The sequence below is a fragment of the Erythrobacter sp. JB1-7 genome (assembly GCF_057365015.1).
Map to the genome: position 1 here is coordinate 2,937,647 of NZ_CP200291.1, position 19,724 is coordinate 2,957,370.

Sequence of the window (19,724 nt, forward strand, 5' to 3'; positions counted from 1 at the left end):
CATGCGTGTAACCCCCTCTCTACGGCTGATGGTAGCGGCATTGCTTGCAATGCTGCTGCCATTGGCTGTTGCTGTACCCGGAGAGGGGGTACTTGCGCAGGATAATGGATCAGAACAAGATACTGAAATCCTTCGCACTATTACCAATATTGCGGATGCAAACTGGGAGTTTGGCGGCAACCAGTTTGAGACACAGTCAAACGAGGTCACAATTGATGTGACTTTCCCGCCTCCAGAAATTCGCACATTGCGGCCGAGCACTGAAGGCGGTGAACCCATCACCTTTATCGAGCCGGTCTGCGGTGGAAACAACTTGTCGCTTGCCAATGTGCAGCCCTCAGGGCCTGCCACTGGCAACACGCAGACACCGCAGACAACCACTGCGGAACCCACCACGATTATCCGGGCTGGTCAGACCCTGTTCTTCGAGATTACCGCGCTTGCCGCGAACGAAGATCCAGGTGCGATCGACAGCCTGGATATCGTCATCACCACCTCCAGCGGCGACCGCGAAGAAGAGACAATCTTTGAAACGGGCGAAAACACCGGCATTTTCGTTGGTCAGATCGCCACGGCGCGCATTCCGCCTGCTCCTGTGCAGGGTGATTGCCGTTTGAGCATCGCTGATGGCAATACAATCACTATTTCTGCATCGCCGCCCGGCGGCACTGACATTATCGTCGAAACCGATGTTGAAGTGCTGGCCGATCCGTTTGGCGTTGTGTTCGACAGCGAAACGGGCGAGCCTGTTGACGGCGCGGTTGTGACTTTGATTGATGTGGCCACAGGTCAACCCGCAACCGTCTTTGCCGAGGATGGCGTAACTTCTTGGCCATCAACGGTTATTTCTGGCGATCCGGTGACGGATGGCGCTGGGAATGTGATTGAGCTGGGCGCTGGCGAGTTCTGGTTCCCGCTGACATTCCTTGGTCAATATCGCCTGCAAATTGACCCGCCTGATCCCTACACCGCGCCATCGGTCGTCTCGCCAGAAGATCTGGCGATGATAACACGCCCGGATGGCCGCGCCTTTGTGATCCTTGATGCATCTTACGGCGCGTCATTCACGCTCGACAGCCCAATCCCGGTTCAGGTCGATATTCCGCTCGACAGGCCCAGTCTTGAGATAAACCTCATCAAAACCGCATCGCGTCAGCGCGTGGTGCCGGGTGATGTGGTGTTCTATTCCATCACTGCGACAAACACCGATCCATCCCGCGCCAAACGCAGTGTGGTGCTCACCGATATACCTGCCAGTGATCTTCGCCTGCGGCCCGATACCATTCGTGTGAATGGCGAGGAAGCTGCAGATATCATTGATATTTCTGGTGATGGCAGACGGATTGAGATTGCGCTGGGTGACCTTGCTGGCGGCGCCAGCGCGCGGGTAACCTATGGCATGACAGTTCGTCCTGATGCGGCTCCGGGACAAGCTTTGAATGATGCTATCGTGGTCGATTCTGTGGGCCGGGCGGCGCGCGCCAATGTCGCGGTTGATGTGGAACGCGATGCGATTGCGGATCGCCTGACTATCATTGGCCGTGTCACCGACGGGGCTTGCTCTGTGCGCGATGAAAACCGCCCCGGTATTCCCGGTGTTCGCGTGATGCTCGAAGATGGCAGCTTTGCCATCACTGATGCCGATGGCCGCTATCATTTTGAAGGCGTTGTGCCTGGCACGCATGTGGTGGCCGTTTCGCCGATGACTTCGCCCGAAGGGTCTGAATTTATTGACTGTACACGCTCCACGCGCAGTGCAGGCAGCGCAATCTCGCGCTTTGTGCTGGGCCGCGGCGGCCAGCTTGTCGTTGTCGATTTCCATGCCATCGTGCCCGAAGGCGCGCTGCCGCAGGCTGCACCTTTGGCAGAAACCCGCCCTGGCGGTGCAGGTGCGCTTGCGGTGAATGCCATCGCAACTGGCCAACGCCTGCCCGAAGGGGCTGACGAGGTTCTGGTTGCTGCGGGCGTACCGCAAAGCACCGCAGAGGCTGTCGTTGAGACCGCGCCCAAGGCAGAAAAATCAAACGAAGCGGATTGGCTCGCACTGGGCGATGGGCCCGATGGGTTCCTGTCTCCCACTGAGGATGCAAACCCGCGCGCGCCTGCGGTGAAAGTCGCCATTCGTCACCGCAAGGGCCAAAAAATCGTGCTGCGCGTCGATGGAGAAGAGGTCAATCCGCTTGCCTTTGACGGCACTGCGAATGCGACGCGCGGCAAATATGCCGTCAGCACGTGGCGCGGGGTTCCGCTTGAGAACGAGCGAACGGTGCTTGAAGCGGACATCATCAATTCATTTGGCGAAATCAGCCGGACGATCACGCGCGAAGTGTTTTTCACCACCACGCCCACCAAAGTGGAGTTGGTGCCTGAAATGTCGAACCTCGTCGCCGATGGCCGCACGCGCCCGGTGGTTGCGATCCGTGTGCTCGATCGCAACAATCGGCCCCTGCGCGAAGGAATTGCCGGCAATTTCCAGCTGAGCGCGCCGTATGAGAGCGCCGAACAGCTTGATCGCCAGCAGCTGGGCCAATTGACCGGGCTGGGCGCAAGCTCTGCGCGCTGGGTCGTTGAAGGCACTGACGGCATCGCTCTGATCGAGCTTGCCCCGACCATGGTCAGTGGCTCATTGCGGCTCGATTTCCTGTTTGATGATGGCGAGATCACTCGCGATCAGCAGCTCGAAGCGTGGATTGAACCCGGCGATATCGAATGGACCATCGTGGGTCTGGCCGAGGGCACCTTTGGTGCGCGTTCGGTGGCTGACAATATGGAACGCGCCAGCAACTTTGCCAGCGACCTTGGCGATGATGCGCGCGTGGCGCTGTATGCAAAAGGGCGCGTGCTGGGCAAATATCTGGTGACAGTCGCTTATGACAGCGCGAAACAGCGCGAAGATCAGCGCGTGCTCGGCACAATTGATCCGCAGGCCTATTACACCGTTTTTGCCGATGGTTCGCTGCGCCGGTTTGACGCTGCCAGCCGCGAGAACCTGTATATTCGCATCGAAACATCCACTTTCTATGCGCTGTATGGCGATTTCCAAACAGGCTTCGATCAGACACGCCTGGCGCGGTACAACCGCACTGCAACCGGCGTTAAAGGCGAAGCGCGGATCGGCAATGTTCAGGCGCAGGCTTTCGCTGCTGACATTTCCACTCGTTTGCAGCGCGATGAAATTCAGGGGCAGGGCATTTCTGGCCCCTATCAGCTCGGCAGCCGCCGCCTGCTTGCCAACAGCGAAGTTGTAACCTTGCAAGTGCGCGACCGGTTCCGCGCAGAGATTATCGTGAGCGAACGTCAGCTGACGCGCTTTATTGATTACGACATTGACCTGCTTACAGGCCAGATCACTTTCGCACAGCCCGTGCTGAGCCGCGATGTTGATCTCAACCCGCAATTTATCATCGTGGAATACGAAGTTGATGGGCTGGGCAATGCTGAACTGAATGCAGGCGTGCGCGCTGACTGGACCAGCAATGATGGCAATATCCGCATTGGTGCGAGCGCGATCACGGATAAAGGCGAAGCATCGCGCACCACGATCGGCGCTCTCGATCTGCGCGCCAATGTCACCGAAAACACCGAAATCCGCGCAGAACTGGCCGTGAGCCGCCGTGATGAGGAAAACGCGACTGGCTGGCTCGTCGAAGCGCAGCATCAGACCGGAAAGCTTGATGTGCTTGCCTATGCTCGCCAGCTTGATGCCGATTACGGTGTCGGCCAGCAAAACGGTGTTGATCTGGGCCGCCGCCGCTTTGGTGTGGATGCGCGCGTCCTGATTGACGACAATCTCAGTGTGCTGGGCAGCGTATGGCAGGACGATAGCCTGGTTGACGATGCACGCCGCCGCGCCGCACAAGTGCAGGCAACCTATACCCGCCAGTCAACCGACCTCCGCCTTGGCCTCACACACTTTAACGACCGTTTGGCCGATGGCACCACGAACACATCCACAGTGGCCGAAGCTGGCGTGACACAGCGTCTGTTCGACAACACGCTTGAGCTGAGTGTGTCGTCATCCATCGCTCTTGATGATGCGGAAAGCGTAGATCTGCCTGCCCGTCACCGGTTCGGCGTGCGTTATGCAATCACGCCCGATGTGCGGCTGGTTGGCTCTTATGAAATTGCCGATGGCGAAAACATCGACGCGCGTTCATTGCGCGCGGGTGTGGAAGTGACCCCGTGGCAGGGCGGCCGGATTGTTACGACCGTGGGCGAGGAAACGATCAACGAATTTGGCAACCGTTCCTTCGCTGCCTTTGGCCTGTCGCAAACGCTGCAAGTGAGCAAGGAATTGACGCTGGATGCGACGCTGGATGGCAATCGCACTTTGGGCGGCGCGCCCGACACGAATGATCTGGTGAACCCTCTGCAACCGGCCGCGACGGGCGGTCAGCTGACATCGGGTCTGAATTTCGAAGACTTCACCGCTGTCACATTCGGCGCGGCATGGCGCAAGGACCGCTGGAGCCTGACTGCGCGCGGTGAATATCGCGATGGCGAACTGGCTGATCGCACCGGCATTACCTTTGGCGCGATCCGGCAGCTTGGCGAAGGCAGCGTGATTGGCACCGGGGCCACATGGACGCGTGCAGAAACTCGCGGCGGTGCAACAAACGAGATTTTTGACGCAAGCATCGCCTTTGCGCATCGCCCGGACAATTCCGAGATCGCATCTTTGGGCAAGCTTGAATATCGCAGCGATCTGGTAACCGGCGCGGTTGCTGGCCAGGTTGATGGCGCAGGCCTTAGCGCGCTGATCGTCGATGGCGATGCCACTTCGCGGCGTCTTGTTGCAAGCTGGTCGTCCAATTGGTCGCCGCGCGATTGGGACGAGGATGAATTTGGCATCGAACACCAAACCCGGCGCGACGAATACGGCTTGTTCCTGGGTGCGCGTTACAATCTTGATGAGTTTGAAGGCACTGAATTTTCGGGCACAACCGTGCTGGCAGGTCTTGATGCGCGCATCGGAGTGGGCGAGCGGTTCGAGCTGGGCGTGACAGGAACCGTGCGCGCCAATTTGGAAGATGATGTGACCAGTTTCTCCTATGGCCCGCAGATTGGTTTTGTCCCTGCCGAAGGCGTGCTGCTTACCGTTGGCTATAACGTCGAAGGGTTCCGCGATGGCGATTTCGCCGAAGCGCGCAACACCAATAAGGGCGTTTACGCCGCAATCCGTGCGAAATTCGATCTGCGCACTTTTGATTTCCTTGGGCTGGGCCGGTGATACCAGCAGGGCGTAGTTTTCTTGGGGCGATTTTGGGGGTTATGGCAGCATGTTTGATGCTCGCTATGCCGCAAGGACTCGCTGCGCAAAATGCAGATATTGACTGGGCCGATGCTGGCGCTCCCAGCTTGGGGACATTTCCCAATGGGGGCACAGTAACAGGGTCCGATGGCACGACCGCCACGGTATCGCGCACCATAACCACATCAGGCGGCAGCACCTTTACACCTGCATCTTTTGCAAGTGATTATCTTAGCTATTTCGCAGGAACGGTCGGCGACGGCGAATCGCCCCTGCTGCTCAACTTCGACAACTCCGAATTTGATCCGCTCGATAAAGTCACGGTCACGATCACGCTAAGCCGCGCGGTAACCGACCTGAATTTCGCTCTGAGCGATATTGACAGCGGCAACTTCGCTGACGCCGTTGAGGTCTTATATGATGATGATCTTGCAGGCGGATTTACCAATGCGGCCAATAACAATGCACTTTGGAACATTGGTCCTTCGGTCACGCGCACCAATGATGCTACCGTAAATGGCTGGCGCGGCACGGCACCCTCAGATCAGTTCACAACCGATGGTGATGTGGCATTCGATTTTGGAGCCACGCCGGTTCAACGCATCAGGGTCGTGTATTTCAGTTACACCGGCACAGGCAATCCGGGCGTTCAGTTCGCCAGCGTCTCTGATCTGGAATACTTCGCACCCGGTGCGGATCTTGAATTGAGCAAGACGCTTGTCGGTTCCCCGCCGATCCAAGGAGGCACGGCGACTTGGCGTTTGACAGTGACGAACACGGCTGGTTCTTCGCTCACCACAGACAATATCATCGTGCAAGACACTTTCCCTGCAGGGTTCAGTTTTACAGGAGCCAGCGGGGAAGGGACGTTCAATTCAGGCAATGGCCAATGGGATGTCGGATCGCTCGCGCCGGGCGAAAGTGCGATCATCAATCTGACAGGCACAGTCTCTTCTGCCGCTGGCACTACATTGACCAACATTGCGGAAATTATCGCCAGCAGCGCTGCTGATCCGGATTCGACCGTCAACAATGGCAACACAGGCGAGGACGATTACGACACGTCCAGCTTTGCCGTGCAATCGGGCAGAGCGCCCGGCGTGCCCCCGATCCTGTCCTGTCCCGCCGGGTTTTCGCAGTTTGATTGGGACACAATCTCAGGATGGACGCCCGGTACGGTCGACAACACCTACGCCTTTTTGAGCTTTGGTAACATCCAGTTTGAGCTCACCAACGATGGCGCTTACGTCAACAATGCAGGGTTTGGCGGGCAATCCCCCACGGTTGTGGATACGTTTGAAGGCGGACTCGACCCTGCCGAAGACAGTCTGACCGTGCTGGCCGATCAGGTCACAACTGCTGGTGAAGTTGATATCGAGATCACTTTGCCGCGTAGCTTCAATGGCCTGCAATTCACGATTTTTGATGTCGATTTCAACGCGGGGCAGTTCACTGATAGGGTCGAAGTTGTCGGCAGCAATGGCGGGACCACGGTCCTGCCGGTTCTGACCAATGGCAACGTGAACTTCGTCACTGGCGCAGGCAATGTCGCCATTGGCGATGGTGCCTCTGACAGCGATGCAGCGCTTGGCAATGTGGTGGTCACATTCACACAGCCCGTTGACAGCATAACGGTCACTTATGGCAACGTCACAACTGATCCCGATCCGGGGGTTCAGGGCATTGGTGTGCACGATATCACCGTGTGCAACCCTTTTGCGAATGTTTCCGTCAGCAAAATCAGCTCGGTTATCTCAGATCCGATCAATGGGACAAGCAATCCCAAAGCGATACCCGGGGCCGTGGTCGAATATCTTATCACGGTAACCAACAGCGGACCTGATGCGGCCGATCCAGACAGCGTTGTGGTTTGGGATGACGGACCGGCGGATGCCAAGTTTTGCCGGGTCGATATCGCAAGCGGGCCGATTGTTTTCAGCGATCCGGGCAGCAATTCGGGCCTGACTTACAGTTTTGTCAATCTGGGATCAGGCGCCGATGATGTCGAATTTTCGGACAATGATGCGACGAGTTTCGCTTACACTCCCACTGCCGATACCGATGGATGCGACGAGGATGTGACCGATTTTCGGGTTTTGCCCGGCGGCGCGTTCTCGGCGGGCGGTAATTTCACGCTGCGGGTCCGCTATATCGTAAAGTGACCTGCATCACTGCGTGACGAGCGCGTCATTCGTCAAAATTGATCGGTCCCCTTGCGTTCTTGCTTCTGCTAAGGGCTCTGGCATGAAAGATTGGATAAATACGGCAAACCGCGCATGCGATGCCGCGCGCGAATATTGTTCGATTGTGCGAAGCGCAGTTTCGGACCGATTGGGCACCACGCCCGCTGCCGCAACGCTTAATCGTGAACAGCATAGTGTGCACGGCTTTGCCTGGATCGCATCAAGCGTAGCTGCTCTCGAAGCGACCACCGATTGGGCCATGCGCGCTCAGGCGGATGGGCGGTTTGGCCGGATCGAGGAATTGGTGCTGGCGATCGGCATGGGCGAATATTGCAATCAGCTTGTCCATGGTGTCCCGATGAGCGCAAGCGAAGTCGTGAGGCCCGCTGCCATGGGGGCCGCCGATGCTGCTTCCCGGTTTGCCGCCCAAGATGCGATTGCAACTTTCATTGCACGCGGAAACACCGCTGAACACCGGAAAGAGTTAGCGCAATTGCTGGGCGAAGGCGCGCGGCCTGATGAGAGCCTTGGCGATGAAACGCTCGATTTGATCCGCGAACAATTCCGCAGTTTTACTTCGGATCAGATCACGCCTTTCGCTCATGAATGGCATTCGAAAGATTCTCTAATACCCCTGCAAGTCATTGATAAAATGTCTGAACTTGGCGTTTTTGGTGTTTGTATTGATGAACGGTTTGGCGGGCTGGGATTGGGCAAGCTGGCCATGTCCATCGTATCGGAAGAATTGTCGCGCGGGTGGATTTGTGCAGGCTCCTTGGGCACCCGATCAGAAATTGCAGGCGAGCTTATCGGCGAAAATGGCACCGATGCGCAGAAAGCCAAATTCCTGCCCGGCATTGCGTCAGGCGACATATTGCCGACCGCCGTTTTCACCGAACCCGATACAGGTTCCGACCTTGCCGGCGTGCGCACCAAAGCGGTGAAAGATGGCGACGATTGGCAGGTTACAGGCGCGAAGACATGGATCACTCACGGTGCGCGCGCGGATTTGATGACGATGCTGGTGCGCACCGATCCTGATGCGCCGGGCTATCGCGGTTTGTCGATGTTGCTTGCGGAAAAGACGCGGGGAACAGAAGATCTTCCGTTTCCCGATCCCGGCATTGATGGCAGCGAGATTGAAGTGCTCGGCTATCGCGGGATGAAGGAATATGCGCTGGGCTTTGATGGTTTCAGCGTCGCAGGCGAAGGTCTTTTGGGAGGCGCCGAAGGGCAGGGGTTCAAGCAGCTGATGCGCACATTCGAAGGCGCGCGGATACAGACGGCTGCCCGCGCAGTTGGTGTTGCGTGGAATGCGTTCGATCTGGCGCTCGATTATGCGCAGGGGCGCAAGCAGTTTGGCGAGCCGCTTATCCAGTTTCCTCGGGTGTCTGATAAACTTGCGCTGATGGTGTGCGACATCGTTATGAGCCGCGAGCTCACCTATTTCGCAGCGCGCCAGAAAGATCGCGGAAACCGCTGCGATATTGAGGCGGGCATGGCAAAATTGCTGGCCGCGCGCACCGCATGGACGGCTGCAGATCAGGCCGTGCAAATCCATGGCGGGAATGGCTATGCGCTCGAATATCCGATCAGCCGGGTGCTGTGCGATGCGCGCATTCTCAACATTTTCGAAGGCGCTGCGGAAATTCAGGCGCAAGTGATCGGGCGCGGTCTGTTGGCTGAGCAGAAAGCGCGCGCAGCGGCTTAATTTCTACCTTAAGCAAATGGTTTGATTGACGATGGTGTTGCGGGCTCTATTGCAGTGCACCATGCCCGCTTTGGATTTTCCACCTGCGCCGCCTCCGCTTTCGCATTGGCTTGAAAAAGGCCCCGTTGCGCTCTTTCTCGATTTTGACGGAACGCTTGTCGAAATCGCCGCGAGACCCGATGCAATCGAGCCTGCTGCTGGATTGGCCCAAAAACTGCGGGAATTGTCAGAGCGACTGGATCACCGTCTCGCCTTGGTAAGCGGGCGGGCCTTATCCGATATTGAGGGGCATATCGGTGCATTGCCTGTCGCAGCGGCGGGATCGCATGGCGCGGATGTGCGAGGGGCCAACGGAACGGAATTAGGCCAGCCGCCCGGCGAGTTTCCCGAAGCTATCAAAGCGGCGATGCGCGATTTTGCCGATAAGTGGTCGATTGAATACGAAACCAAGCCGCATGGCGGGGCGCTGCATTATCGTTCAAAACCTGAAATGGCGGAGTTTGTTGGCTCGTTTGGAAGAGTGCTTGCAGCGACGCATGGTTGGAAGGCACAGGAAGGCAAATGTGTGGTCGAGCTTGTCAAAGGTGACAAGGACAAGGCGAGCGCATTGAGAACCTTTATGAATGTCGAGCCATTTGCTGGTGCAACCCCGATCTTCATCGGAGATGATCTGACGGATGAGGCTGGATTTGCTGCCTGTAAACTGTTTGGCAGCGATGGTATCCTAGTGGGGGATCGAGAAGAAACAGCCGCTTCGTACCGATTGCCCGACGTGACTTCCGTCCACCAATGGCTAGGGCTATAACTACTCGAACATGACCGATCTCTCCCAAGATACATCACCGCAATCCGCGCCTACCGAACACATCCGCAACCTGGAATTGTGGCCGATTGGCAATTGTCAGGTTTCCGGTCTGATCGACAATTCCGGCGCGCTTGTCTGGGGCTGCGTGCCGCGGGTTGACGGTGATCCGGTGTTTTCCGCCTTGCTCAATGGCGACACGCGCGATGCGGGCATTTGGCGGTTTGAACTGGAAGGGCAGACGTCCAGCACGCAGGAATATATCCGCAACACGCCGCACCTGCTGACAACGCTGACTGCGCAGGACGGCAGCGCGGTGCAAATCCTCGATTTTTGCCCGCGTTATGAACGGTCCGGGCGGATGTATCGCCCGGTCGCCTATGTGCGGATGGTGCGCCCGATTGAGGGAACGCCGCGCATTCGCATGGTGCTGAAACCGACCAAGAATTACGGCGCGCAGATTGCGGAAACCACCAATGGCACCAATCACATCCGCTATCTTGTCGGCGCGCAGGCCATGCGCCTGTCAACCGATGCGCCGGTGGGATATATCCTCGAAGGGCGGACCTTCCGCCTGGAGGAGGACACGCATTTCTTTCTCGGCCCGGATGAACCCTTTGTCGGCAATGTCCGCGACGAATTGCGCGGCATGGAACAGCGCAGCCGCAAATATTGGCAAAGCTGGGTAAGGGGCCTTCATATCCCGCTCGAATGGCAGGAAGAGGTCATTCGATGCGCGATCACGCTGAAGCTGTGCCAGCATGAGGAAACAGGCGCGATTGTTGCGGCGTTGACAACGTCGATCCCGGAGGCGGCGCATTCTCAGCGCAATTGGGATTACCGTTACTGCTGGATCCGTGACAGCTACTACACCGTGCAGGCGCTAAACCGGCTTGGCGCGCTCGATGTGATGGAGAAATATCTCGGCTATTTGCGCAATATCGTCGATGGCGCGCGCGGGGGGCAGATACAGCCGCTCTATTCGGTGATGGGCGAAAGCGAGCTGGATGAGACCACCGCTTCCTATCTTGCCGGATATCGCGGGATGGGGCCAGTGCGGCGCGGCAATGCGGCCTACAAGCAGATCCAGCACGATTGTTATGGCCAGATTGTCCTGCCTAGCGTCCAAGGGTTCTTTGATTCCCGTCTGCTGCGCCCAGCGGATGAAGGTGATTTTGAAAACCTTGAGCAAGTCGGCAAAATGGCCTGGGCGATGCACGATCAACCCGATGCCGGCCTGTGGGAATTTCGCACCCGGCAAGAGGTTCACACCTATTCGGCCGTGATGAGCTGGGCTGCGTGTGACAGGCTTGCCAACGTGGCCAATCATTTGGGTAAAGCGGATCGCGCAAAAATCTGGCGCGAACGCGCGGATGCGATTGCGCAAACGATCGACGACAAAGCGTGGAAGGATGATGGCAAAGGTGGCGGCCATTACGGCGCCAGCTTTGAAAGCGACTATCTTGACGCAAGCCTGCTGCAAATGGTCGAGCTGCGTTTTCTTTCGCCCGATAATGAGCGTTTTCAGCACACATTTGCGGCGGTTGAGGAGCATTTGCGGCGGGGCAATCACATGCTGCGCTATGCCGCCGAAGATGACTTTGGCGCGCCTGAAACCGCATTCAATGTCTGCACTTTCTGGCTGATTGAGGCGCTGCATCTGGCCGGACGCAGCGATGAAGCGCGCACTTTATTCTGCACAATGCTAAGTCACACGACACAATCAGGCCTTTTGAGCGAAGACCTCGATTACGATACCGGCGAGCTATGGGGGAACTTCCCGCAGACCTATTCGCTAGTAGGTGTAATCAATTGTGCTGGCTTGCTGTCCAAGCCGTGGAGTGAAGTGCGATAAGCCGCCTCGTTGTCATATCCAATCGCGTCGCCGTACCAAAGGCGCGCGGCGTCGCTGGTGCGCAAGGCGGGCTTGCAGGCGCGCTGAACGCTGCGCTGAAAGATCGCGGCGGGCTGTGGTTTGGCTGGTCGGGTGAGGAGAGCGATGAGGCAAGCGATAATGTCCACCTCCAGCGCAATGATGGCGTCACCACCGCGACAATTGACCTGACCACGCGCGAGGTCGATGAATATTATAACGGCTATGCCAATTCGACCCTGTGGCCGCTATTCCATTACCGGATAGACCTTGCGCAATACGAACAGCGCACGGGCCAAGGGTATGAGCGGGTCAATGACCGGTTTGCCGACAGTGTCTCCACCCTGATTGAGCCTGAAGATATGGTGTGGGTGCACGATTATCACCTCATTCCGCTGGGCCAGAACCTGCGCGAGCGGGGCTTAAAAAATCGCATCGGCTTTTTCCTGCATATCCCCTGGCCGCCCACCCGGCTGCTGACATCTTTGCCGTTTCACGAGCGCTTGGTGCGCACCATGCTCGATTATGATCTGCTGGGCTTTCAGACAGAGGAATGGCTGTCGAGCTTTGTTCATTATTGCGAGACAGAGCTTGGCGCTAAGGTCGATCACGAAACCGGTCAGATCAGCCATGAAGGGCGCACAGTCATCGCGCGGGCCTATCCGATTGGGATCGATTGGGACCATTTTCAGACGCAAGGCGAAACCGATGCGGCCAAAGCGGCAGAGGAACGTTTCCTTGCTTCAATCCGTGGCCGCACAGGGATGATTGGAGTGGACCGCCTCGATTATTCCAAAGGTCTGCCGGAACGCATTGACGGCATTGGCCGGTTCTTTGACGAATTTCCTGATCGAACGCGCGATCTGGTCTTTGTCCAGATCGCGCCGCCCAGCCGTGAAGATGTGGAAAGCTATCAGAAAATTCGCGGCGAGCTTGAACAGAAAACCGGCCAGATCAACGGCGCGCGTTCCGAAGTGGATATTGTGCCAATCCGCTATGTGAACCGGGGATACAGCCATGCTGAGCTGTATGGCTTTTTCCGCGCATCCAAAATCGGGTTGGTGACACCTTTGCGAGATGGGATGAACCTTGTCGCAAAAGAATATGTGGCAGCGCAGGATCCGGATAATCCCGGCGTGCTGATCCTGTCTGATTTTGCCGGCGCCGCGCATCAATTGGGCTGCGCAGGGGAGGGCGCTTTACTGGTCAATCCGCACAGCCCGGACGCGTTGGCCCATGCGATCAGGCACGCGCTCGACATGCCTTTGGAAGAGCGCAAAACCCGCTTTGAGGCGATGATAGCCACCGTGCGCGATGATAACGTGGCTGAATGGACTTCAAATTTTTGCGCGGATCTTGCTGCTGACTGATATGCCGCGCCAGCGCTAGAGCATGCGATAGCCGCTTGATCGTTCCGGTGCCGGTTCCATGCCCGAATTTCGCTCAAGATACGTCTTAAGGTCCGTATGCTGAGGCCGTTCAGCACGGTTTGACAGCAATCGGGCGACCCTGCTTTTTAATCCAAGAGCGTCAAAGGGTTTGCGGATGTAATCCTGCGCGCCCGCATAGATTGCCTGCGCTTCGTCGTCGATCCCGCTCATCGCAGTGAACATCATAACCGGCAAATCGTAAAATTGCGGCGACCCTCGCAATTGTCTGAGCAAAGTCAGGCCCGATATGCCCGGCATATCCTGATCGAGCAGCAGAAGATCGGGTCGCTTTTTAACCAGCAGCGCCAACGTGTCTTCGGCGGTGGTGACCCAGCCGCAGGCGTGGCCTGCATCTATAAGCACTTGGCTGGCCAAATCCGCGACCAGTTCATCATCATCGGCGATCAGTATCCGTGCCATTTTCGGCGCACCTTTTCGTTGTTGGCGAACAGGCTGTGATTAGCGGCTGGTTTCCAATTCCCTCTTTGAGCGCCCCTCAGTTTAACTGCCTAGGCATTGCCGCAGAGCGTTAAGACCTGCATTTCAACATAGGTCCGGCAGTTGCCCCGCCGCGATGCGCCTGTCAGGGGTGGCGGTGATGATTCTATCCAATCCAACCGATCCGTTCATCCCCACACAGGGCATTCACAACCTGCGCGATTATGGCGGCTATAGCGGCGCTGATAACGCTCAGGTGAAGCGAGGTCTGCTGTTCCGCTCAGGCCAGCATATCGAGGCTAGCGATGCAGATCTTGATGTGGTGCAATCGCTCGATGTCCGCACTATTATTGATCTGCGCGGGACGAGCGAGCGAACGCGCTTTCCCTGCCGCCGGCATGCGGATTTCGCCGCCGATGTCATTGCGTATGATGGCGAAACCACCAGTTCCCCTCCGCATGAAGGCGGTTTGGAAAGCGCCGAAATGACCGCTGAAAAGGCGCGCCAACGCATGCTTTTAGTCTACACCCGGATGCCGGTAAACCCTGCGATGATTGATATGTTCACACGTTATTTCAAAGCGTTGAAGGAGCGTGATGGCGGCAGCCTCGTGCATTGCTTTGCCGGGAAAGACCGCACGGGCATCGCTGCGAGCCTGCTGCTGCATACACTCGGAGTGCACCGCGATGATGTGGTCGCTGAGTTTCTAAAGACCAATGACGCGCCCACCCAGCACATCCTTGAACGCCAATCGCTGCCGCGCATGAAAGAGCATTATGGCACCATTGAACCTGCAGCGATCCGCAATCTGATGGGCGTTCTGCCCGAATATATCGCGACCTATTTCGATGCGGTCACGGCGAGCCATGGTTCGATTGATGGCTATTTAGCTGAAACTTTAGGTGTGGATGAGGCAAGCAAAGCTCGTCTGCGCGAACGCTTCCTGACGTGACAATGGGCCGCAGCGCTCCCATATTCGCTTCAATACAATTTTCGAACTGAAGAGATAAACAATGGCTACTCATCACACCAAAATGCTCATCATTGGTTCCGGCCCCGCAGGGTATTCCGCCGCGATTTATGCCGCGCGCGCCATGCTTGAACCGATTGTGGTCCAGGGCCTGCAACCCGGCGGCCAGTTGACGATCACGACCGAGGTGGAAAACTATCCCGGTTTTCGCGATGTGATCCAAGGGCCGTGGCTGATGGAGGAAATGCAGGCGCAGGCAGAGCATGTCGGCACGCGGATGATGTGGGACACCATCGTCTCGGTTGATTTGGAAGGCGGAGCGCCCTTCCGCGCGATCGGTGATAGCGGCGATGAATACATCGGCGAGACATTGGTGATTGCGACCGGTGCGCAGGCAAAGTGGCTTGGTGCACCGGGAGAGCAGGAACTGGGCGGCAAAGGCGTATCGGCCTGCGCAACGTGCGATGGGTTCTTCTATCGCGGCAAGAAAGTGGCTGTGATCGGCGGCGGCAACACCGCTGTCGAAGAGGCACTTTACCTCACCAACCATTCCGATGATGTGACTTTGATCCACCGCCGCGATGAATTGCGCGCGGAGAAGATCCTGCAAAACCGCTTGTTCAAATCAGACAAAACCAATGTGCTGTGGAACAAGACGGTCAAAAGCTTCGAAGCGGGTGAGAGCGGGGCGCTGGATCACCTTGTGCTCGAAGATACGGTGACGGGCGAAACCTCAACGCTGCAAGTGGATGGCGCGTTTGTTGCTATCGGCCATGCGCCTGCGACCGAGTTGTTCAAGGGCAAACTCGCAATGGATGATGGCGGGTATCTTGATGTCGAACCGGGCACGCCCAAGACGGCAATCCCCGGCGTCTTTGCGGCCGGTGACGTTGCCGATCACACCTATCGGCAAGCCGTGACAGCGGCCGGTATGGGCTGCATGGCGGCCTTGGACGGCGAGAAATTCCTCGCCGCGCGCGAAGATGAAGATGCGATGGAGGAAACCGCCGAAGCGGCAGAATAGGCGTCAGGCGCCAGTCTGCACTTCGGTTCCGGCGCCAAAGACAATCAATGCGGCTTTGGCGATCAGCACGATCAGCACAACGCTGGACAATGCGAACAGCACAAAGCGTACCATCACGCGGTTGGCCGTAACTTGCACTAAGCTGTGAGCCACCCGGAGCCCGACGTAAATCCACGCCAACAGCGCGTTTTGACCATCGCCGTGCCCGACAATGGCGAGCACGATAGCAACCGCATAAAACACCGTAGGTGCTTCGTGTAAGTGATTGTAATTGTCCGCCTTCCAATTGACTGGATCAGGCAGTTTTGATCGCAGATCAGCGCCCGTTGATCCGACCAGTTTCGATGGATTTGCGATCTCGGGCGATTTGCTCATCGCAGGAATGCGGGTGGCATACATCCATGCCCACATCACCATGGTCCAGATCATCAATGCGACGGCGGGTTGCAGGATATCCATGCCCATAAGTATGATTTGCTCTCTCATAGTCAGTTTAAGCCCCCGCAAGAACCGATGGGTCGGCAAACATAGTGGCCATGACCAATCGCACGGCCATTACGATCAGCGCAATTGTGCTGATCAGAAACAGCGCAAAGCGCACAGGCAGTGTATTCACCAATATCTGCCACAGCGAATGCGCGATGCGCACACCTACATAGATCCACGCAAGTAGGACATCGAAATGTGCCGCGCCCACAATCGCCAGCATAATGGCCACCGCATAGAACAAGGTGGGTTGTTCGTGCAGGTGGGTGTGGTTATGCGCGGGCCAATTGGCTTTGTCCGGGATCAGGCCTTCCAGATCCTGTCCGCGTCCGCCCCGTTTGCCGGAGAATTGGGACTTGTCCACCTTGGCGATGGAGCCAAAGCGCGGCGGGATGATCCAGAACAGGACTATCAGCGTCCACACCACCAGCACAGCAGCAGGTGCGAGCATTTGCGCTTGCATGATTGAGCGATCCCCTCTTCTCGTTTCGATCTACCTGCGAGGGTGAAGGCCGATTGTCAATTGCAACGCATTATGCAGCCAGCACGTGGAGTTGAAAGTAGCCCAGCTTTCCCCGTCTGCTCGAATGCGTCAGCCCGCGCGTTGCCGCAATGCGCTTGCACACATCTGGCAGCGCGCTGCGGGTCTCCACATGGAACTTGGCGAGCCATGCATGCAGGCCTGTCTCAAACGGGGCGGGAAGGCCCGTGAGATCGCCAAAATCCACCACATGCAGCTGACCGCCCGGCGCAAGGACGCTGGCGGCCTGGTCCAATGCCGCTTCCCAATCAGGGATCATCGACAGCGCATAGGACAGCACCACCCGCTCAAACGCCTCTTCGCCAAACAGGTCTGCGGGGGCGAAGGCGCAGGCATCGCCTTTTGCCAATTGCGCTGAGCTGCCCAGCGCCTTGCGCGCGTTTTTGAGCATTTCAGCCGAGATATCGATCCCGAACCGCCGCGCGCCCGGCCATGCCTTACCGATCTTCGCCAGATTGCGCCCGGTTCCGCATGCGACTTCGAGGACGCGCATTCCAGGGCGAGCATCCAGCCCCTCAATCAACGTATCGCGCCCAAACAGGTAGTATTTGCGCGTCGCGTCATAGACATGGCGCTGGCCCTTATAGACGCTGTCCATCAGCGCTGCATGGCCTGTGTCGTGATTGGCCGATGCGCTCATCCGGCAAGCTCATAGACATGCACGCCCCCATAGATCGAGGAGCGGTCGCGCTGGGTCAGATCAGCCGACGTTTCCTCCAGATACCGCCATTTGCCAAGGATCGTATCATCCAGACGGCCCGGCAGCATCGTGGGCTCTGCCGCTGTGCGGAACAGCACGCGCGCACCCGGGCGCGATGCGGCCTTTATGCGGCTCCACAGCTCATCAAGCTGCGCGTTGTTCATCCAGTCCTGCGCATCGAGCAGCACGAACCGGTCCATGCTTCCCGCATCCCGGTCCCCGATCCATTGCACCATATTACCGCGCACCACGTCCAACCGGTCAATCCGTGTCCGCATCGCTTCCCAATGCCTGCGTTGCAGATAGGGCGGCAGGGGCGCTTCTTCTGATCTTGCATAGCCTCTGCCGAATGCCTGCCATGCGAAGTAGTTGTCCTTTATCGCGAAATCGCAGGCCAGCTTTTCCAGCCTTCGCCGCAGCACTTCTGCCATGCGTTCATCGCCTGCCAGCTCGTCAAACTGCGCAGGCGGAATGCCAAGCCCGAACAGCGAGGCCGGCTGATCGGTGAGCCAGCGCACGAAACGCTTATCAAACACCGGCGCCAGCTCAGCTTCAAACACAGCGCGCTGTTCCTCAAGCGTTTCAGCTTCGAGCAAGCGATTGAGATCAACCTTATACAATTTGGCAAACACATGCGCCAAACCTATGAAGTTGCCCAGCAAACCCTTGCGATACAGCCCTTTGGTGAAGTAGCTGATCCGCCTGCGGCCGCGTATGTCGCGCTTTTCCCAGTATTTGCGTGATACATCGTCCAAATGCGGAGCGATCATCTCCTTGTAGACCGCCTTGTTCTCTTTGTGATCAGCATGGCCGAAGAAGCGGTGAAAGCGTTCGTAATTGGGCAAATGCCGGATTGCAGTGATTTTGAGCTGCCCCAGCGCGACATGCGCTTTGTTCAGATCCACCGCTGTCACCTGTAGCGGATCAGCGGTTAAGTAGGAAAGCGCGTTGCACGATCCGCTTGCGATGCACATCACGCGGCTGTCGCTCTGGATGGCGAGCCCTTCCATATCCACCACCGGGTCTTCCCATATCTGCGCATAGACCAGACCGTTGAAAGCGAGCGCGAAGGCCTTGTCGAGCAGCTTGTCCTTGGCGCTTGCATCGTCGCGCACGACGGCATCGGCAATGATGCGCTTGGGCTGGGCGGTCATGTGGGGTCTACCTTCCGTTACGTCAGTCCTGTGCTCCTATAGCCGTTATGTGCCAGTTCAAAGACGCTTTTGCACAAGCTCACCCTTCGCTCACCTCATGCCGCTATCGTCTCGGCGAAGCGGGCGGGGTCTGCATTGCCGCCTGTCGCCATGATGACGCTGCGATCATCCAAGGGCACTTTGCCGGCGAGCGCGGCTGCCAGCGCCGCTGCACCGCCCGGTTCGAGCACAATGCGCAAGGTCGCAAAGGCCCATCGCTGCGCATCGCGCACTTCGTCATCGGTCACCGCGACACCGGGCTCTGCGCGGCCATGCAGCACATCAAGGTTGATCTGCTTGGTCGCATTGGGTTGCAGGGCGTCGCAGATGGTGGCGGGCGCATCTGCTTCCACCTGCACGATCCTGCCAGCGGCCAGCGCACGTCCCACCATGTCCCAGCCCACTGGCTCGACCACGTGGATGCGGGCATCAGGGCAGGCAAGCGACAACCCCGCAGCCAGCCCGCCGCCGCCGCAGCATGCGATGATGCGGCTGGGCCCGGCTTTGGCTGATGCTGCGGCCAGTTGGTCTGCAATCTCGATCCCGGCGCTGCCTTGCCCTTCGATCACGCGGGGGTGGCCAAAGGCGTGGACGAGCGTGCCGCCGCGTTCCTCGATCAGCCGGGCGGCCACTTCGTCGCGGTCTTCGCTCGCGCGGTCATACAGCACCACTTCAGCGCCCAGCTTGCGGGTGTTATCCAGCTTCACCTGCGGGGCATCGCGCGGCATCACGATGGTTGCTTTGATCCCCAGCCGGCGTGCAGCCCATGCAACGCCTTGCGCATGGTTGCCCGATGAGACAGCGACCACCCGGTCCCCATCAAGGTTTGACAGCGCCCACCAGGCCCCTCTGATCTTGAACGCGCCGATGGGTTGCAGGCATTCTGCCTTTACCCAGCAATCGGTGCCGTTGATGGTGGCGGGCAGCAGAGGGGTGGGGGGCAGGATGCTTGCCACCGCTTTGGCTGCTGCGATCACGCCTTGGTGGGATGGGAGCGGGCTTGCTTCAGTCATGGCAGGAGTGCTCCTTTTGCGGTGCCAATCCCGTCTGGCCAGCTATGAGACATGGACCGCATGTTACACGGTCTAGGCGATAAAAAGTTCACTGTTTTCATTGGGTTTT

14 protein-coding genes are annotated in these 19,724 nt (G+C 57.9%); 8 read left to right on the forward strand and 6 right to left on the reverse strand.

Annotated features, from left to right (window positions below; translation table 11 throughout):
• The first annotated feature begins 1 nt into the window (after position 1).
• The 6 genes from AC0V6W_RS14370 to AC0V6W_RS14395 all read left to right on the forward strand — a co-directional run bounded on the left by AC0V6W_RS14370 (position 2) and on the right by AC0V6W_RS14395 (position 13,190).
• On the forward strand, positions 2-5,230 hold the full coding sequence (locus AC0V6W_RS14370) for a hypothetical protein (protein WP_486151108.1): 5,229 nt from the start codon (positions 2-4) through the stop codon (positions 5,228-5,230).
• A 65-nt stretch (positions 5,231-5,295) separates the two neighbouring features.
• On the forward strand, positions 5,296-7,413 hold the full coding sequence (locus AC0V6W_RS14375; protein WP_486151110.1) for a DUF11 domain-containing protein: 2,118 nt from the start codon (positions 5,296-5,298) through the stop codon (positions 7,411-7,413).
• 82 nt (positions 7,414-7,495) lie between these two features.
• Positions 7,496-9,145 (forward strand): acyl-CoA dehydrogenase family protein, encoded by a 1,650-nt coding sequence (locus tag AC0V6W_RS14380; protein WP_486151112.1) that lies wholly within the window; start codon positions 7,496-7,498, stop codon positions 9,143-9,145.
• A gap of 70 nt (positions 9,146-9,215) precedes the next feature.
• On the forward strand, positions 9,216-9,950 hold the full coding sequence (gene otsB / locus AC0V6W_RS14385; protein WP_486151114.1) for a trehalose-phosphatase: 735 nt from the start codon (positions 9,216-9,218) through the stop codon (positions 9,948-9,950).
• A 10-nt stretch (positions 9,951-9,960) separates the two neighbouring features.
• Positions 9,961-11,802 carry a glycoside hydrolase family 15 protein gene (locus tag AC0V6W_RS14390; protein WP_486151116.1) on the forward strand — a complete coding sequence of 614 codons (1,842 nt, stop codon included), beginning with the start codon at positions 9,961-9,963 and terminating at the stop codon, positions 11,800-11,802.
• A complete protein-coding gene (locus AC0V6W_RS14395) occupies positions 11,799-13,190 on the forward strand; it encodes an alpha,alpha-trehalose-phosphate synthase (UDP-forming) (RefSeq protein WP_486151665.1) in 1,392 nt (463 codons plus the stop codon). The genes AC0V6W_RS14390 and AC0V6W_RS14395 overlap by 4 nt, the downstream gene beginning before the upstream one ends.
• A 15-nt stretch (positions 13,191-13,205) precedes the next feature.
• Here the strand turns inward: AC0V6W_RS14395 and AC0V6W_RS14400 are convergent, their stop codons facing one another.
• Positions 13,206-13,670 (reverse strand): response regulator, encoded by a 465-nt coding sequence (locus AC0V6W_RS14400; RefSeq protein ID WP_486151118.1) that lies wholly within the window; start codon positions 13,668-13,670, stop codon positions 13,206-13,208.
• Between the two features lie 178 nt (positions 13,671-13,848).
• On the opposite strand from AC0V6W_RS14400, the gene AC0V6W_RS14405 reads away from it, so the two are divergent.
• Together AC0V6W_RS14405 and trxB are read left to right on the forward strand one after the other, a co-directional pair.
• Complete coding sequence (locus AC0V6W_RS14405; protein ID WP_486151120.1) at positions 13,849-14,640, forward strand: tyrosine-protein phosphatase; 792 nt, start codon at positions 13,849-13,851, stop codon at positions 14,638-14,640.
• Between the two features lie 61 nt (positions 14,641-14,701).
• Positions 14,702-15,682, forward strand: a complete 981-nt coding sequence (trxB, locus tag AC0V6W_RS14410; RefSeq protein ID WP_486151122.1) for a thioredoxin-disulfide reductase — start codon at positions 14,702-14,704, stop codon at positions 15,680-15,682.
• Between the two features lie 3 nt (positions 15,683-15,685).
• Here trxB and AC0V6W_RS14415 read toward each other — a convergent pair whose 3' ends face one another.
• The 5 genes from AC0V6W_RS14415 to AC0V6W_RS14435 all read right to left on the reverse strand — a co-directional run bounded on the left by AC0V6W_RS14415 (position 15,686) and on the right by AC0V6W_RS14435 (position 19,615).
• Positions 15,686-16,168, reverse strand: a complete 483-nt coding sequence (locus AC0V6W_RS14415; RefSeq protein WP_486151124.1) for an MAPEG family protein — start codon at positions 16,166-16,168, stop codon at positions 15,686-15,688.
• Positions 16,169-16,175: 7 nt separating this feature from the next.
• Positions 16,176-16,619 carry an MAPEG family protein gene (locus AC0V6W_RS14420; RefSeq protein ID WP_486151126.1) on the reverse strand — a complete coding sequence of 148 codons (444 nt, stop codon included), beginning with the start codon at positions 16,617-16,619 and terminating at the stop codon, positions 16,176-16,178.
• A gap of 82 nt (positions 16,620-16,701) precedes the next feature.
• Complete coding sequence (locus tag AC0V6W_RS14425; RefSeq protein WP_486151128.1) at positions 16,702-17,349, reverse strand: class I SAM-dependent methyltransferase; 648 nt, start codon at positions 17,347-17,349, stop codon at positions 16,702-16,704.
• Positions 17,346-18,563, reverse strand: coding sequence for a BtaA family protein (locus AC0V6W_RS14430; protein WP_486151130.1), 1,218 nt, complete (start codon positions 18,561-18,563; stop codon positions 17,346-17,348). The genes AC0V6W_RS14425 and AC0V6W_RS14430 overlap by 4 nt, the downstream gene beginning before the upstream one ends.
• Positions 18,564-18,658: 95 nt before the next feature.
• Positions 18,659-19,615, reverse strand: a complete 957-nt coding sequence (locus AC0V6W_RS14435; protein WP_486151132.1) for a threonine ammonia-lyase — start codon at positions 19,613-19,615, stop codon at positions 18,659-18,661.
• Positions 19,616-19,724: the final 109 nt, after the last annotated feature.